The 18,204-nt window shown below is 35.8% G+C and carries 11 protein-coding genes; 3 read left to right on the top strand and 8 right to left on the bottom strand.

Annotation, left to right across the window (positions count from 1 at the left end):
• Positions 1-91: 91 nt before the first annotated feature.
• Positions 92-1,942 (top strand): CBS domain-containing protein, encoded by a 1,851-nt coding sequence (locus M0214_RS05945; RefSeq protein WP_248724550.1) that lies wholly within the window; start codon positions 92-94, stop codon positions 1,940-1,942.
• A gap of 3 nt (positions 1,943-1,945) precedes the next feature.
• Positions 1,946-3,154 (top strand): succinylglutamate desuccinylase/aspartoacylase family protein, encoded by a 1,209-nt coding sequence (locus M0214_RS05940; protein ID WP_248724549.1) that lies wholly within the window; start codon positions 1,946-1,948, stop codon positions 3,152-3,154.
• A 15-nt stretch (positions 3,155-3,169) separates the two neighbouring features.
• Here M0214_RS05940 and M0214_RS05935 read toward each other — a convergent pair whose 3' ends face one another.
• The 4 genes from M0214_RS05935 to M0214_RS05920 all read right to left on the bottom strand — a co-directional run bounded on the left by M0214_RS05935 (position 3,170) and on the right by M0214_RS05920 (position 7,976).
• Positions 3,170-3,538 (bottom strand): DUF2200 domain-containing protein, encoded by a 369-nt coding sequence (locus M0214_RS05935; RefSeq protein WP_248724548.1) that lies wholly within the window; start codon positions 3,536-3,538, stop codon positions 3,170-3,172.
• Positions 3,539-3,632: 94 nt separating this feature from the next.
• Positions 3,633-5,483 (bottom strand): M1 family metallopeptidase, encoded by a 1,851-nt coding sequence (locus tag M0214_RS05930; protein WP_248724547.1) that lies wholly within the window; start codon positions 5,481-5,483, stop codon positions 3,633-3,635.
• A gap of 9 nt (positions 5,484-5,492) precedes the next feature.
• Positions 5,493-7,103, bottom strand: a complete 1,611-nt coding sequence (locus M0214_RS05925) for a S8 family peptidase (protein ID WP_248724546.1) — start codon at positions 7,101-7,103, stop codon at positions 5,493-5,495.
• Between the two features lie 15 nt (positions 7,104-7,118).
• Entirely contained in the window at positions 7,119-7,976 is an 858-nt protein-coding gene (locus tag M0214_RS05920) for an MBL fold metallo-hydrolase (RefSeq protein WP_248724545.1), read from the bottom strand.
• A 192-nt stretch (positions 7,977-8,168) separates the two neighbouring features.
• Here M0214_RS05920 and M0214_RS05915 point away from each other — a divergent pair, with 192 nt between their 5' ends.
• Positions 8,169-9,992 carry a sodium:proton antiporter gene (locus M0214_RS05915; protein ID WP_248724544.1) on the top strand — a complete coding sequence of 608 codons (1,824 nt, stop codon included), beginning with the start codon at positions 8,169-8,171 and terminating at the stop codon, positions 9,990-9,992.
• Positions 9,993-10,048: 56 nt separating this feature from the next.
• Here M0214_RS05915 and M0214_RS05910 read toward each other — a convergent pair whose 3' ends face one another.
• The 4 genes from M0214_RS05910 to M0214_RS05895 all read right to left on the bottom strand — a co-directional run bounded on the left by M0214_RS05910 (position 10,049) and on the right by M0214_RS05895 (position 18,078).
• The gene (locus M0214_RS05910; protein ID WP_248724543.1) at positions 10,049-12,448 is read right to left on the bottom strand and encodes a glycoside hydrolase family 31 protein; all 2,400 of its coding nucleotides are present in this window, start codon (positions 12,446-12,448) and stop codon (positions 10,049-10,051) included.
• A 143-nt stretch (positions 12,449-12,591) separates the two neighbouring features.
• Positions 12,592-14,499, bottom strand: coding sequence for a 1,4-alpha-glucan branching protein GlgB (glgB, locus tag M0214_RS05905; protein ID WP_248724542.1), 1,908 nt, complete (start codon positions 14,497-14,499; stop codon positions 12,592-12,594).
• Positions 14,500-14,505: 6 nt separating this feature from the next.
• Positions 14,506-16,134, bottom strand: coding sequence for a trehalose synthase (locus M0214_RS05900; protein WP_248724541.1), 1,629 nt, complete (start codon positions 16,132-16,134; stop codon positions 14,506-14,508).
• A gap of 6 nt (positions 16,135-16,140) precedes the next feature.
• Positions 16,141-18,078, bottom strand: a complete 1,938-nt coding sequence (locus M0214_RS05895; protein ID WP_248724540.1) for an alpha-1,4-glucan--maltose-1-phosphate maltosyltransferase — start codon at positions 18,076-18,078, stop codon at positions 16,141-16,143.
• Between the last annotated feature and the right edge of the window lie 126 nt (positions 18,079-18,204).

The raw sequence follows: 18,204 nt of genomic DNA, 5'->3' as shown, positions 1-18,204 counted from the left end.
GCAACCATTATTCTCACCTGACGAAAATCATAGTTTAATCACTATTTCAAAGGTAACTTTATAAAGTTAAGTTATTATTAAACATAGGGTTATGGGAGATTTAAAAGTTGCTAAACTTAAAACCAAAAAAGATAGAGCCAATTATATAAATCATTTATTAAATGATATAAAGGCTCTTGAATTAATGATTGAAAGGGGCATTATAGAAAATGATATTTTGAGAATTGGGGCGGAGCAAGAGTTTTGTCTTGTAAACAATAACTTTCTGCCTGAAAATAAATCTTTAGAGTTACTAAAAGCTATTAATGATGACCATTTTACTACCGAAATAAGTAATTATAATTTAGAAATAAATTCCGATACTTATCAACTAGGTAATACCTGCTTTTCTGAATTATACAAACATTTAGAAGCCTTGCTAGATAAGGCTAGACTTGCTGCTTCTGAAAAAGGTATAAAAATTATACTAACCGGTATTTTACCGTCATTAACAGTTAAAAACTCTGATGAACAAAATATGACGGAGGTTGAGCGTTATGCCCTAATAAATGAGGCAATAAAAAATTCAAGACGCCAAAATTTCGACATTCATATTAAAGGTGTGGATGAACTTAATTTAATGCATGATTCGGTTATGCTAGAGGGGTGTAATACCAGTTTCCAAATGCATTTACAATTGGGAACTAAAGATTTTGTTGATAATTACAATTGGGCCCAAGCTATAGCGGGTCCTGTTTTAAGTGCGTGTACTAATTCGCCCTTACTTTTTGGCAAGGAGCTTTGGAGCGAAACAAGAATAGCGCTTTTCACCCAGAGCATAGATACTAGAGCAAATTCCTATTTACTCAATGAAAAACAATCTAGGGTTAGTTTTGGAAACAACTGGCAAACAGGATCCATTGCAGATATTTTCAAAGATAATATTTCAAGGTTCAGAAGCTTTTTAACTACTGGTTTTACTAAGAATAGTGTGGAAATGCTCGACAATGGAGAGATTCCAAGGCTTAGAGCACTTGGCTTACATAATGGTACCATTTATCCGTGGAACCGCGTTTGCTATGGTGTTCTTGAAGGGAAACCAAGTTTAAGAATTGAGAATAGATATATACCTTCTGGCCCCACAACAAAAGATGAAATAGCCAATTTCATGTTTTGGGTAGGTATTATGCTTGGTAAGCCCAAAGAATTAGAAAATATTCATGAAAAATGGGATTTTAAAGATGTGAAAAGTAACTTTTTCAATGCAGCTAGATACGGAAAAGCCACCTTATTTAAGTGGAACGGGAAATATATTTCAAGTTACGATTTAATTGTTAATGAGCTCTTGCCAATGGCTTATAAGGGTCTATATAAATACGGTATTTCACCACTAGATGCAGAGTATTATTTAAAAATCATAAAAAACAGAGTACATACAACAAGTGGGTCTGAATGGCTCGTTACAAACTATAGAAATCTCCTTAAAGCATATAAACCTTATCAGGCCATGCAAATTTTAACGGCCAATATTCACGAAAAACAAGAAAAGGGATATCCTGTTTCTACTTGGGGGTTGTTAAACACAAATTTAGGAAAAGGTAATGGGGAAAATAAGGTGGTAAAACACATTATGAATTCTGATATTTTTTCTGTTCGCCAGAATGATAGTGTAGAACTTGTTTTGAATATGATGCTTTGGAAAAATATTCATCATATGCCAGTTATAAACGATGATGTTGAATTGATTGGGTTATTATATTGGGATGATGTAAAATCATTTTTGAACGAACCAGATAATCTAAATAAAAGCGTTAAAAGTATTATGAAAACTAATCTTTTAACAGTGGACGAGTATATGCCAGTTCATGATGCAATATCTCTCATGAAACAAAGCAATTTAAGTTGTTTACCAGTTGTTAATCAGACAAAATTAATTGGATTAATTACAAACAATGACATTTAATGTATGGTTAATGTACAAAGCAAAGCACTTAATAAAACTATTAAAATTGAAAGGTTTATAGGAAAGGTTACTGGAAATAGTTCAGGACCCACTTTAGTGGTTTTTGCTGGTATTCATGGTAATGAAACAGCTGGTGTATTTGCTTCAAAAAAAGTTCTGGACAATCTAAACCCAGAAGAGGTTAAGGGTACAATTTATGTTATAAGTGGTAATCTTGAGGCTTTAAAAAAACAGCAAAGATACGTAGATCAAGATCTTAATAGATTGTGGACTAGTGATAATATTGCATCCATAAAGAACAAATCTAAAATTTCTGTTGAGGAAGGCGAATTATTGATTTTATTGGATTTAGTCTATAAAATATTAAAAACAGATTCCCCTCCTTATTATTTTATAGACCTTCACACAACATCAAGCAAAACACTGCCCTTTATAACCATAAACGATGCTTTGATAAACAGGAAGTTTTCAGAATATTTTCCTGTTCCCATAGTTTTAGGAATAGAGGAGTATTTAGAAGGCCCTCTTTTGAGTTATATTAATGAATTGGGGTATGTATCTTTAGGTTTCGAATCGGGACAACACGACCAAGCAATGGCTGTATACAATAGTGAATCTTTTTTGTACTTGGCTTTGAAGTATTCAGGAATTTTAAACACTACAGAGGCTATCGATTTTAAAAACCACTATAAACATTTAAAATCTCAAGCCAAGAAAACCACAGGCTTTTTGGAAGTTGTTTATTTACACAGAATAAAGAACGAAGAACAGTTTGTTATGTTGAATGGTTTTAAGAGTTTCCAAACGGTAAAAAAAGGTGTTCCCTTAGCTGTTAGTAATGGAGAAAACATATATTCTATTCGTAAAGGGTTGATATTTATGCCTTTATATCAAAAACAAGGATCAGAAGGCTTTTTTATAGTTAGTTCAATCAAGCCGTTTTTTTTAAAATTGTCTGCGTTTTTAAGGCGAATTAGAATCGATGGACTTCTAATTATACTTCCTGGAATTTCTTGGTTAAATAAAAATAAGGGTACCCTAAAAGTTGATTTAAAGGTGGCCAGATTTTATGCAAAAGCTGTTTTTCATTTGTTAGGCTATAGAAATCGGCATACCAATAAAACGTATTTGAGATTAAATAACCGAGAACGTGTAGCTAAGACCTATATGTATAAAAATGAAAGGTGGTATAGGGGCAAGAGTACCATTTAAATATTCTTTATAACATCATTTAGGTTTTCGTAAAATACTTTCTAGCTTTTTACCTCGAGCCAATTCATCGATAACTTTATCTAGATACCTAACTTTTTGAGTTAAAGGATTATCGATGTCCTCAACGCGATAACCACAGATGACTCCTTTTATTAGTTGGGCATTAGGGTTTAATTGGGCTTTTTCAAAAAACGTTTTAAAGGTTACTTGGCCTTTAATAAGTGTATTCAGGTCGTTTTCGTTAAAACCGGTCAACCACTCAATTACCGTAAAAAGTTCTGCTTTGGTTCTTCCCTTTTTTTCAATTTTACTAACGTAATGTGGGAGCACCGATGAGAATTTCATTTCTGCAATACGTTTGTTGTGTTCAGGTGTTGTTTTCATTTTCTTTTTTTAAAGTAGCAAAATTTTATTAAATGAACATAAAAAAAGCGCTTCTAAAATTAGAAACGCTAATGTTTTAACTTTTTTATGCTAACTAAAGTTTGTTATTTTTCTTATCAACATCTGCCATAAGATTTTTAGGGTCTATTTCAACATGCTGTATGGCTTTAGATGTTTTAAAAGTATAGGTTGGGTAGGCCCAAGCCCAATCTTTTATGACTGTTGCTGAGGTTGGTTTTTCACCACGCATCATTTGTAACGGGATATAAAAATCTTCTTTAGAACCATCGGTGTAAGTAACGGTTAAATCTATGGGCATAGGCATTAAACCGATACGTTCAAGGGTTACAGAATTACCATCTATAGATTTTACGCCATAATCTATTGTATTTGTTGTTTGCGCAAAATCCATTAAGTACCAGTCCAGTTCTAAACCAGACACTTTTTCGGCAGAGCGGATAAAACTGTTTGGTGTTGGGTGCTTAAAAGCCCATTCTGAAAAGAAGCTTTTAATGGTTTTGTTTAAGTTTTCTTCACCTATTACATAACCTAATTGGGCTAAAAACACCTCCCCTTTATTATATGCTGAAATACCATAGACCTGATTGTAATGATACCTGTCGGCATGAGTAGAGAGCGGCTGTTCTTTACCCGAATTTGCTAGGTATAAATAACCACCATACGCACTGGCAAACGGGTTTTCTTTACCCTGTTTCATAATAGTATTCATTGCCGCATCGCTAATGTAGCAGGTAAAACCTTCATCGACCCATTCGTGTTTTGCCTCATTGGTAGCCAATAAAAACTGAAACCAAGTATGTGCCAGTTCATGTGCCGTAACACCAACCAAACTACCAAAGCTACGCTTTCCTGTAATAAGGGTACACATAGCATATTCCATACCACCATCACCACCCTGAATAACCGAGTATTGTTTGTAAGGATAGGTTCCTACGTGCTCACTAAAGTATTGCATGAGCTCTACAGTTTTAGGTTGTAGTTTTTTCCAACTATTTTTAGTCTTGCTATCTAGTGAATTTTTATAAAGAAAGTGTAACAAAGGACCATCGGGAACTTGCATAGTATCATGAATATAATCGGGGTCTGCAGCCCATGTAAAGTCATGAACATTAGGCGCTATAAAATGCCAAGTAACCTTTTTGGAGTTGGTAGGCGTTACAGTTTTAGTTTCGTATCCATGACCAACCTCGTTAGGGTTTTGAAGATATCCAGAGCCTCCAACTACATAGTCTTTATCAATAGTTAGTTTTACATCAAAATCTCCCCATACACCATGAAATTCACGTCCAATATATGGGTCGGCATGCCAGCCTTCAAAATCGTATTCTGCTAATTTTGGGTACCATTGTGTCATCGATAAGGCAACCCCTTCATTGTTGTTTCTTCCAGAGCGGCGTATTTGTAGAGGTACTTGAGCATCAAAGACCATACTAAAAGTTACTTTTTCGCCAGGTTGTATTGGTTTTGAGAGGTCAACTTCTAATACTGTACCTACAGTTTCATGTTTAAGAATGGTTCCATTTTGTTTTAACGATTGTACTTTTATATAACCAATTTCATTAGGCTTTAGTTTGCTTATGCGGTCACCAACTCTTGGGTCTGGGTCTGCAATGGTTCTGGAGCGTACGTCCATTTCGCTACCAGGCTGAAAGGCATTGAAGTATAAATGATAGAATACCTTATTTAACACATCTGGAGAGTTGTTTGTGTAGACTAGTGTTTGTTTCCCTTTGTATTGATAGGTGTTTACATCCATATCAATTTCCATTTTATAATCTACATGCTGTTGCCAATATGTAGGCATTGAACTTACATAAGGTACAGGCGTGGGTGTTGCTATAGGAGTAACCGTAGCAGATTCCTTGGTTCCAGCGCAAGAACATATTAGGAGGAGACCAAAAAGAGAAGGGAGAATACGATTCATATGTTAGGTTTAATTAATAGAGGCTATCTTAGAAGCCATAATAAGTGCATTGTAGGCATTCACTATTTTACCAGATTTTGCAATTTCACTGAAGTTTTTAATATCACTGGTGTTGCCACCAACAATTATTTTTGATTTTATTGGTAAGCCAGAATCCATAATTATTCTCTTAACCTGTGCTGCACTTAAATTTGGATAATAAGAGCGAATTAATGCTGCAACGCCTGTTACGGCAGGTGCGGCCATAGAGGTGCCTTGTTCAAATTTATATTCATTTTCGGGAACTGTAGAATATATATCTGTTCCTGGAGCAAAAACATCTACGTTATTTTTACCATAGTTTGAATAACTGGCTACAATACTAGACCCATATTTTGGGTCTAAAGCCCCAACTCTTAGGTAATTACTAGAAACCTCCTCGCCATTTACATTATCGTCTGGAAAATTTGGTTTTTTATCTATGTTTTTAGAATCGTTTCCTGCAGCATGAACAATCAGCACGTCGTTTTTACTCGCATATACAATGGCATCTCTTACCCAATCGCTATGAGGGGAATAACTTTTTCCAAAACTACAGTTAATTATAGAAGCACCATTATCTACGGCGTATCTTATAGCTAAAGCAACATCTTTATCGTATTCATCTCCTCTGGGTGTTGAACGAATGGCCATAATTCTTACGTTGTTAGCAACACCATTAATCCCTTTACCGTTGTTTCTTTCGGCAGCTATAATCCCAGAAACATGTGTGCCATGAGATTCACTTTTTTTTCTGGGTTTAACATCATTATTTCCATAAGGCTTGTCACTCAAGTCGTCGGGATTATCTCCAGTTACCCTTCCTTTGTGATTAATGTTTAAAAAATAATTTAGAAAGTCGTTTGCTGATTTTAAACTATTCTCAAGAACTTCTTTAAATTCTGAAACGGAAGTAAATTCAAGACTGTAAACATAATTTATTATAGCTACAGATTGCTGTAACCCTCTGTCTTGGGTTTTTATTGACTTAACATCGTTTTTAGTATAATCTTTTTTACCTAAATGATTGGAGATGGTTTCATCGGCACTGTTTACCTGAATAAGAAATTCTTCATTATTAGCCTTTAATTTAGAGTATTTATCTCTTAGGGAATTCAGTTCGCTTTTCGCTTCCTCATACCTTGGATTATTAGTATCTCCTGAAGCTAAAAGTCTTACTAACTCTAATTGTTCGTAATACCCATCTCCAACGAAATTCCAACCGTTTATGTCATCAATATAACCGTTTTTATCATCGTCAATACCATTATTTGGTTTCTCATCCGCGTTGACCCAAATAACATCATCTAAATCTTCATGGTCAATATCAATTCCAGAGTCTAAAACTGCTACAATAACTTGTTTTCCTTTTCTTTTTTTTAGAATTTCAGTATAAGCTTTTTCAACACTCATACCTGGAATGGTATCTTTGACTAAATCTAAATGGCCCCATTTTTCTTTTTCGGCCTTTGTTAACTCAGCAACTTTTAATGGGGTTTTATCAATATTTTCAACAGGTGTGGAAATGATGCTTGCAGAACTACAACTAAAAAAGATTGTAGCAAAAAAAGCAGGAATAATGATAATTTTTAATATTCTCATAGCTGTTTTAATTAATTAAAAAATGTCTTTAATAGAAAGACTTTCATTCAACCTTACACCTTTATCTGTTTTTTTAACGGTAATAATTTCGTTGTGGGCATCGTGTTCTAAAAACAAATGATAATTGTTTTCGGCAGCAAGGTTTAAAAATCGTTCTTTTTCATTAAGGGTTAGAAGCGGTCTTGTATCATAGCTCATAATGTAGGGTAGGGGCAAATGGCCAGCAGTTGGTAATAAATCTGCCATAAAGACAATGCTTTTCTCTTGGTAAGTAATGATAGGGAGCATTTGTTTGTCGGTATGTCCATCAACAAAAAGAATATCGAAGCCTAATTCTGAGTTAGCCAAGGCGTTGTCTTTAGTAATTGCAGTAAATTTTAGTTGGCCACTCGCTTCTATTGGAAGAATATTTTCCTTTAAGAACGAGGCTCTTTCCCTTCTGTTGGGTTCGGTTGCCCATTTCCAGTGATCTTTATTACTCCAAAAATGCGCGTTTTTAAAAGCTGGTTCATAACCAGTTTTAGCCTTATTCCATTGAATACAACCGCCGCAATGATCAAAATGGAGGTGCGTTAAAAACACGTCTGTTATGTCATCCCTATGGAATCCGTGTTTATTAAGAGACACATCTAAAGAGTCATCACCCCACAAATTATAATACCCAAAAAATTTATCAGATTGCTTATCGCCCATACCAGTGTCGATTAAAATCAACTTGTTGCCATCTTCAATGAGCAAGCAACGCGACGCGATATCTATCATGTTATTTTGGTCTGCCGGATTGGTTCTTTGCCATAGAGATTTGGGTACTACACCGAACATGGCACCACCATCTAACTTAAAATTTCCAGCATTAATCGGGTATAATTTCATAACATGTAAAATTAAAAAAATAGCAAGGAAATTTAAGATTCGTTAAGAATATATTAAGATTAAATACAATAGAAATTACGTTTATACAGATTGATAAATTTTAATATCGAATTTTATTATCCGAATGGAGTATTTTAAAAAAGAAATCAATCGTTTTATTTATATTAGTGTTCTCACAAAAATAACTTGTGTATGTTAGAACTTGCAGGAATTATTATCCTAGGAATTTTAGCCCAGTGGTTTGCATGGAAACTCAAGATTCCTGCCATTTTACCCTTAATTTTAATTGGTCTTTTGGTTGGCCCTATTGCCGCTGAATATTTAAGTGAAGATGGCACGAAGTGGATAGAACCCATTTGGAACGGAGAAAAAGGCCTATTTCCTGGTGAAGGACTTTACTATTTTGTGTCGTTGGCCATAAGCATTATTCTTTTTGAAGGGGGATTAACCCTAAAGCGTTCTGAAATTCAAAGTTTGGGACCTGTCATTACAAAGCTAATTACGCTTGGATCTGCTGTTACTTTTTTTGGTGCTGGTATATTAGCTCATTTCGTTTTTAACTTGAGTTGGGAATTATCATTTCTTTTTTCGGCATTGATTATTGTAACTGGGCCCACAGTAATAACACCCATTCTACGTAACATTCCGCTTAAGAAAGACATATCCACAGTATTAAAATGGGAAGGTATTTTAATAGATCCCATAGGTGCTTTAGTTGCTGTATTGGTTTTTGAATTTATTAGTGTTGAAGGCGAAGTAGGGTTTACCAAGACGGCGTTAATCGAATTTGGTAAAATTTTACTCTTTGGAACAACCTTTGGATTTACCTTCGCACACGCTTTGGCCTTTGTAATAAATAAAAAACTTATACCACATTATCTTCTTAATGTGGTGTCCCTTTCTACGGTATTGTTGGTGTTTGTAGAATCTGAGATTTTTGCTCACGAATCGGGATTATTAGCTGTTGTAGTCATGGGAATGGTTTTAGGTAATGGAAAACTCGAAAACATCAAAGAGCTACTATATTTTAAGGAGTCGCTTAGTGTGTTACTCATATCTATTCTGTTTATTTTGCTCGCAGCCAATATCAATATTGAGGACATGAGGTTGCTATACAACTGGAATGCTGCCATTCTTTTTGGAGCTGTTGTATTTATAGTCCGACCAATAGCTGTTTTTATATGTACCGCCAACTCTTCACTAAAAACGAATGATAAACTTTTTATTAGTTGGGTAGGCCCTCGAGGTATAGTAGCAGCGGGTATCGCGTCTTTATTTGGGAGTAAATTAATGCGACAAGGTGTTGAAGGTGCAGAGTACATTACGCCTTTGGTGTTTATGATTGTTCTTGGAACGGTCCTTTTGAACGCTACGACAGCTCGATATTTTGCAAAAATTATAGGGGTATTTTTAAAGAACTCTTATGGTGTTTTAATAGTTGGCGCATCGCCGGTATCGCGTTTAATAGGTAAATATTTGGTAGATAATAATAGGCATGTTGTGTTTATAGATAGTAATCAAAATAACATAAAAGCAGCCAAGGAAATGGGGCTTGAGGCTATAAATACCGATATCTATTCGGTTAAATTGGAGGATAATATTGAGCTAAACGATGTTGGGTTTTTAATGGCGCTTACCGGTAGTGCTGCTATTAACGATTATGCCATTAATAAATTTAGTGACCAGTTTGGTGAAAACGGTACCTTCAGATTGATTTCTGCCGAGGAAATGAGCGACCCAGACAGTATTCCTAAAGAAGGGCTATTTTCTCAAACAGACGATTTTAATGCGCTTACCGAAATAGCCTTGAAATACCCTTCCATTCAAGAGATTGAAATTGAAAGTAGAAAGCACTACGATGAACTTATTGAAAAAGTAAGTAAGGATGAAAACAGAACACCTATATTAATAAAAGATAAGCGAGGTGTTTTCGAAATTATTTCAACTTACAGTAGTAAATCTATGAAAATTGAAAAAGGGTATAAGCTGGTATATTTAGGAAAAGCTATTGAATAAAAAAAGGCTATCTGTTACGATAGCCTTTCTCTTTTTGTTTATATGATAGATAGTACTTAGTCTGCTTTTAGCTGTAGGTTTGTAAACAGCTTTGTAACAACCAATGAGTTATTCTTGAACTTAACATCTTTTAAGTCTACATACTCGTTATCTACCTTAATCGATTTAACTTTAAACGGTAGTCCGTGGAAATTAATCTTGAAGGTTTCATAAGGCGCAATGTAGGCACCTCTTTTATGAATTCTTATGATTAGCTTATCACCATTACCTGCTAAGTTAAACTTCTTTAAACTATATCTTCCTTTGGTATAATCGTAACCATCGTTGGCATCTTCGTAAATTTCCGAATCTTCTTTGCCGTTTTTGTAATAAACGTCTAAGGTTAATTGATCGATTTCTTTTTCACCAACGTATTGCTGTATTGGATATTTTGGAATAATAGCACCGGCTTTTACGAATATTGGCATACTGTCTAAATCAGCATCAACCCATGTTTCTTTTCCTCCAACAACAACCTCATCTGTCCAATAGTTATACCATTCTCCTCTAGGAATATACATGCGCCTTCCTTTAGAATTCGGTTCGTTTATTGGACAAACCAGAAGATGGTTACCAACAACAAATTCGTCGGTTCTATAATGTGTTTGTGTATCTTCCTGATCGAATAAAACCAACGATTTTAACATTGGAATGTTATCGTGGTGATATTTATAAAACGTGGTGTACAAGTATGGTAGAAGCTCATATCTTATTTCAATGAATTTTCTAACAATATCTGTAATTTCTTCATCGAAAGCCCAAGGTTCTTGATCACCGTGATCTCCAGAAGAGTGGGTTCTACAGAATGGGTGGAAAACACCTAATTGAATCCAACGGGCATACAGCTCGCCATTAGGTTGCTCCGCAAAACCACCAATATCAGATCCCGCAAAAGAGAAACCAGATAAAGCCAAGCGTTGCGCTTGGATATTGGCAATTTGTAAGTGTTCCCAAGTAGCTACGTTGTCTCCCATCCATGTTGAGGTGTAACGTTGTGTACCCGAATAAGCAGAACGGGTAATTACAAATGGGCGTTTTGGATAATTAAAGCGTTTTAAACCATGGTAAGTAGCTCTTGCCATCTGCATACCGTAAATGTTATGCGCTTTTTGGTGGGAGCAAGGGTTACCATCGTAATCGTGTCTCACATCTGGAGGGAACGATTTTCCTGGAACATCCATTACAGCAGGTTCGTTCATATCGTTCCAAACCCCTTTAACACCAATATCTTCTATGAGTTCTTTAAACAAACCGGCCCACCATTCGCGTACTTCGGGTCTTGTAAAATCTGGGAAATAACATTCTCCAGGCCATACTTTACCTTTCATGTAGGGGCCATCGGCTCGTTTACAGAAATAATCTTTTTCTAAACCTTCACGGAATACATCGTATTCCATATCTATTTTAATTCCCGGATCAATGATTACAACGGTTTTAAATCCGTCGTCAGCCAGCTCCTTAACCATACGTTTTGGCTCAGGGAAATATTCTTTGCTCCATGTAAAACAACGGAAGCCTTCCATATAATCAATATCTAAGTAGATAGCATCACATGGTATTTTGAGTTCTCTAAACTTATCGGTAATCTCTTTAACCTTAGACTCAGGATAGTAACTCCATTTACATTGGTGGTAACCCAAAGCCCATAATGGGGGTAATTCTGGAGTACCCGTTAAATCGGTGTAGCTTACCACAACATCTTCCATTTTAGGACCGTAGAAGAAATAGTAATTCATTTCTCCTCCTAGAGCCCAAAAGCTGGTTACATTACGTCTTTCTTGACAAAAATCGAAGTAAGTTCTAAAACTGTTGTCAAAGAAAATACCATAAGATTTCCCTTCGTGTAACCCAGTATAAAACGGAATAGCTTTGTAAATCGGGTCGGTGTTTTTACCATAGGCATAAGAATCTGTAGCCCAGTTTTCAAAACGACGCCCCTTCAAATTTATATGCTCTGGTTTATCTCCAAGACCATAATAGCTTTCACCATTTTGAGCTGCTTTACTCATTTTCACAATATCTCCACCTAATTCATAGCTCTCTTCCCAATGAAAACCAAGCTCGTCTTGACAGATGATAGAATTATCATTAGCATCTAGAATTGAGGTTCTTAAGTCGCTCTTGTATATGTGGCAAATTAGTTTAGCAGTCGTAACGATGTACTTTTCCTCATCGTCGGTTATTTCAAGGTGATTGAATCCACGACTTGCTTTTTCGTCAATGGCATATGAAAAATCATTATCGAACTTTCCAACGGTGGTATATCTAAAGCGAAGTACACTATCTCTGAGTACAGTAAGTTGTAATATTACATTATTTGAAGTGGCGAAATTTAATATATCAACATCCTTCTCGTAACCCACAACCTGCGAAGGAAACAAATCGCCTTTATATTCTAATTCAGTATTCAGTATCATAAATAAAATCAGTTAGTTATGAATTGACGAAAATACTAAAAGAATATATTTTAAAACGTGGTTTTTTTTTAAAAAAACCACGTTTTTATTATCTAACCGTTAAATAATTAAAGCCTATTTTACGTATTATGTAAGCATATCTTTTATTGGAAGTTAAATACTACAACACCAAGAGGTGGCAAGGTAATTTCAGCAGAAAAATCTTTTCCATTCCATGACTCTTTTTGAATGGCAATACCCTTTCGATTACTTATACCGCTTCCTCCAAACTTTTTAAGGTCTGAGTTAAAGATTTCTTTTAATTTTCCTTCAAAAGGGACACCTATTTTATAGTTTTCACGAATGGTTGGTGTGAGGTTACAAACTACCACTACATTATTGGCCTCATCGTACCCTTTTCGTATATAAGATATTACACAATTGTCGTGATCGTCGTGGCTTATCCATTCAAATCCTTCGCTAGTAAAGGCTTTTTCGTAAAGTGCCGGTGTGCTTTTGTAAAGTTTATTTAAAGCTTTAAAGTAGTTTTGTGTGTCTTTATGAGGCTTAAAATCCAATAAATTCCAATCCAAACTTTCTTGAAAATTCCATTCGTTGTATTGCCCAAATTCACCACCCATAAACAAAAGTTTAGTTCCGGGATGTGTGAACATATAACCGTAAAGCAATCTTAGGTTTGCAAAACGTTGCCATTCGTCTCCAGGCATTCTTCCTAAAATGGAATTTTTACCATAAACAACCTCATCGTGTGACAAGGGTAGCATGAAATTTTCTGTAAAAGCATAGGCTAAACTGAAGGTAATTTCATTTTGATGGTATTTTCGATACACTGGGTCTTTAGCAAAATATTCTAAGGTATCGTGCATCCAGCCCATCATCCATTTCATGCCAAAGCCTAATCCGCCCAAAAAGGTAGGTTTGGATACCATTGGGAATGCGGTCGATTCTTCAGCAATAGTTTGAACATCTGGGAAGGATTTGTATACTTCTTCATTCAATTGTTTAAGGAAATCTATAACCGCAAGATTTTCTCTTCCGCCATAGATATTAGGTTCCCACTCACCGTCTTCTCTAGAGTAATCTAGGAACAACATAGAAGCTACTGCGTCTACACGTAGCCCGTCGGCGTGATATTGATCTAACCAAAATACTGCATTACTTATAAGGAATGAACGAACTTCGTTTCGTTCATAATTAAAGATTAAACTTTTCCAGTCTGGGTGATAGCCCTTACGGCGATCAGGGTGTTCATATAGATGTGATCCATCAAAGAATCCCAATCCGTGAGCATCTTCTGGGAAGTGAGAAGGTACCCAATCTAAAATAATACCAATGCCATTTTGGTGCAGTTGATCTACTAGGTATTTAAACTCTTCGGGATACCCGAATCTTGAGGTTGGTGCAAAATACCCTGTAAGCTGGTAACCCCACGAAGGATCGAAAGGATATTCCATAATAGGCATAAGCTCTACATGGGTAAAATTCATTTCTTTCACGTACTGTACTAAATCATCGGCCAATTCGTAATAAGACATAAAACGGTCTTCTTCGACATTACGCTTCCAGGATCCTAAGTGTACTTCGTAAACAGAATAAGGTGCATCTATAGCATTGTGTTTCTTTCTGTTTTTCATCCAAGATTTATCTTTCCAGGTATAGTTGTCGTCCCAAACTATAGAGGCCGTACTTGGTGGGTGTTCGCAGCGTCTTGCGTAGGGGTCGGCTTTTTCTGTTTTTATATCATTGTGATGACTTTGAATTTTGTATTTGTAGATACTCCCTTTACTTACCATAGGAATAAAACCTTCCCAGATACCACTAGAATCCCATCGTACATTAAGCTGATGCTCGCCTTCCATCCAATAATTAAAATCCCCAACCACCGATACTTGTTTGGCGCTAGGTGCCCAAACTGCAAAATAGGTGCCTTCTATACCATCTACAGTAACAAGGTGCGAACCAAATTTCTCGTAAAGGCGATAGTGTTTGCCTGATTTGAACAAGTCGATATCGAAATCTGTGAATAAGCTATAAGATTTTACATGTGCCATGAATAGTTAGTTGTTAATAATGTTAGAGATTCCCTTTAAAGGGATTACCGCCCATTGTGGACGTGAGTTTAGCTCGTATCCGATTTCATAAACGGCTTTTTCGAGCATTGTATATTTTAAAATAAAATTGCGTTCTTTTTCGTAGCCAATGTTTAAGTTAGCTTCCCGTACTAGTGCGACATAGGTGTCTAAAAACACACCAGTGATATGGTTGAATAAAACATCGGCTGCTTTAAACAACTGCTTTCGAGGTATACCATATGTTGCTCCATGATTGAGGATACAACTATAAATAGCATAGTGAAAACTTCGAAATAAGCCCGAAACATCTTTTAATGGGGGTTGCTTTACTTTACGATCTCGAATGGTACTTTCTGGCTCGCCTTCGAAATCTAAAATATAGAAGTCGTCTTTATGAACCAATATTTGCCCTAAGTGATAATCACCATGAACCCTTATGCGTTCGCCTTTCAGTTTGGTCCAATCGAATTTTACAAAACGCTTCCTTATGTCGTTTTTTCTATCAAGAAATTCTTGGGCCAATTTGAGTGTAAGGCCTTCTAACTTATGAAGGTTGTTTTCAACGGTATTGAGTCTATTTTGGAATTGATAAAGCAATCTGTTTTTTAGCCAAACCTCGTAATCGCTATTAAATCTTGCTGGGTCGAAAGCTGTTTCTTCAAATTCAGCGCCAAGGGCAATATGCATTTCTGCTGTTCTTTTTGCCAAAGTTTGTATTTTTTTGAAAAAAGAAAGGCCTATCCAGTTAAGAATTTCAGGAGAAATATCCTCTAAGTTCAATCTGGAAAATAAAGGGGCATTTGATAAAGTAGCAACATCTATTTGCGTTTCCTTGAGATGCATGAAGAGCTTATGAAGTTCTTTTAGCATATAATCCCAAGCATCCCCTTCATTAGGAATCATTTCTTGCATTAGAGCTATGGTGATAATATCGCTATCGGAGTCTTCAATATTGATACTTCCTAGATAAGCAGGTGTGTTTTTAAATTCTTTTTTCTCAGAAAGAAATCGAGACATTTCATAATCTGGATTTTTATCGGCATATATGCGCCTAAAGAATTTTAAAACGTACTTATTGTTGTAAACTATAGAGGTATTGCTTTGTTCCAAGCCCATAAACCTAGAAGTTTCGTATTCAATACCATCAAGACGTTTGTTTTTGTGATATCGAACGGGAGTTTTATCGTTCGGTTCTGCTGTAACTAGTCTGTTGAAAATTACTCTTCTAAAAGCCTCAAGGTAAGTGGCATCTATAATATGGCCGCCAATCCCCGATAGTTCTATGGGCAGAATAGCACTGTCCTCTACGTAAGCCTCGTCGGTAACGAAGGCAATGGGCAGAAAATAATGATGATAAAAGGCCTCATGGTAATTTACTTCTAGAATTAACCCGTAATATACTTCGCCTTTATGCTGTAGTCTAAAATATTCTGATAATTCAATGTATTTTATACGGCTTGCCTTACCGCCATACCACCGCTGTTTTACGATATAATTTTCTAAAACATCACTTAAAAAAGCGCTCGTAAAAGCTTTATTATTCAACAACTGTTCCCAATGTTCATTGATAACGAACACAGCATCTGTTTGAGAACGAGTTGTTGTTTTGGTCATATGGTATTATTTATTCATTTGGAAAATATGGAACGGTAAAGTAGGATGTAACTCTACAAAGTTCCACTCGTTTTGCCAGTTATAACGATTATCGGTAATTAAATCATGCATTTCAATATGATGACCAGCGTCAACTCCCATTTCTGCCAACGGTAACTGAACTGTTCCTTGCTGCATATTGTGAGCATCTAAACTAATAATGATTAATAGCTCATTAGTTTTAGAATCGTTCCACTTGTAAAACGCCATAAGGTTTTCGTTTTCTATATGGCAAAATTTTATGTTATTGGTTTGCTGTAGTGCTTCGTTTTGATGCCTAAGGTTATTTAGTTTTGTAATAACCGTAATTAATTTGTTTTGGATATTCCAATCGTAATGTGTGAATTGAAATTTTTCTGAGTTGTTGTATTCTTCTCTACCCAACAAAGGATCACTTAGCATATATTCGAAAACAGGTCCATAAATACCAATGCTAGAACTTAAAGTAGCCGCCAGACTGTACCTGATTATATGCTTAGCTTCATTAGCTCCCTGTAAATGAAACGGGTTAATGTCTGGTGTATTAGGCCAGAAGTTGGGTTGCATATATTCACGAGATTCTGTTTTGGTAAGCTCTTCCACATATTCAATTAATTCTTGCTTGGTATTACGCCAAGTAAAATAAGTGTAAGATTGTGTATAGCCTTGTTTAGCCAATTGTTGCATGACTTTAGGCGCGGTAAAGGCCTCGGCCAGAAATATAACATCTGGGTGTTTCGCCTTTACTTGAGCGATGATCCAATTCCAGAAGTAAAAAGGTTTTGTGTGCGGGTTATCTACCCTAAACACATTTACACCACAATCTATCCAATGCAAGAGAATGTCCAAACACTCTTTCCATAGGTTTTCGTAGTCTTCACTTTCCCAATAAATAGGTAGGATATCTTGGTATTTTTTTGGAGGGTTTTCAGCGTACTGAACGGTTCCATCTGGTCGCCATTTAAACCATTCTGGGTGTTGGTTTACCCACGGGTGGTCTGGAGCAGCTTGTAAGGCATAATCCATGGCAATTTCAATACCTTGTTCTTTAGCTTTTTGAACTAAGTTTTTCAAATCATCGATATTACCTAAATCTGGGTGTACATCTTTATGTCCGCCAAGCCTAGAACCAATACCCCAAGTAGAGCCTACATCACCTTCAAAAGCTTCTGTAGTATTGTTTTTTCCTTTTCGGTTTACTTCACCTATGGGATGAATTGGAGGCAGATATAAGGTGTCAAACCCCATATTTTTAACTCTTGGCAATAATCTTTCACAATCTTTCAGGGTGCCATGAACACCATCATGTTCTGAAGCCGAACGCGGAAAAAATTCGTACCAAGTGCTAAAACGCGCTTTTTTACGATCTACGTAGGCTTTATATGTTTTGCTTTCGTTAGCAAGTATTTTTTTAGGGTGTTTTAGAAAGATATAGTGTAAACGCTCAGATCTAGCTTCTGCAATTGCTTCGTCGTAATTGTTTTCGTTTGCAAAAATATTGATGAGGTGGTCAAAGTAAAATGAATCGTCTTGTTCAACCTCATCTTTAATGGCCTTGAGGTATTCAATACCTTCTAAAAGTTCAGATTTAACGTATTGTCCATCATCAATTTTACGCTCTATACCGTGTTGCCAGTTAAGCGCATAGTCTACCCAAGCTTGAACTTTATAGGAATAAAACCCTTGTTTTGTAACTGCAAAGGTTCCGTGCCATTCATTATTTACTGCTAATCCTAAACGTGCTTCTGCCCAAAGTTTTTCGTCTTCATGTTTATAAAGTACCGAAGCACCCAGAACATCATGACCATCTGCCAAGATGTGGGCTTCAATATTAATTAGTTCATTTACGACACGCTTAATATAAAATTCGCCTCTATTTACATTTGGCGAAACATAATCTATTACAACTCTTTTTTGATTTAACATAGCACAATGTTGGTTTTAAGTGCGCAAAATTAGTAAATTAAGATATACCATTAATTACCAATAGGGCAGCTAACCTTACGAAAACGATTGATTATTAAAAACTTAATGTTATTAAATGGTTAAAGA

Source organism: Seonamhaeicola sp. ML3 (assembly GCF_023273855.1).
Taxonomy (GTDB): Bacteria; Bacteroidota; Bacteroidia; order Flavobacteriales; family Flavobacteriaceae; genus Seonamhaeicola.
Note: the sequence above shows the minus strand (reverse complement) of the source record. Positions and strands in the feature narration are given on the sequence as shown.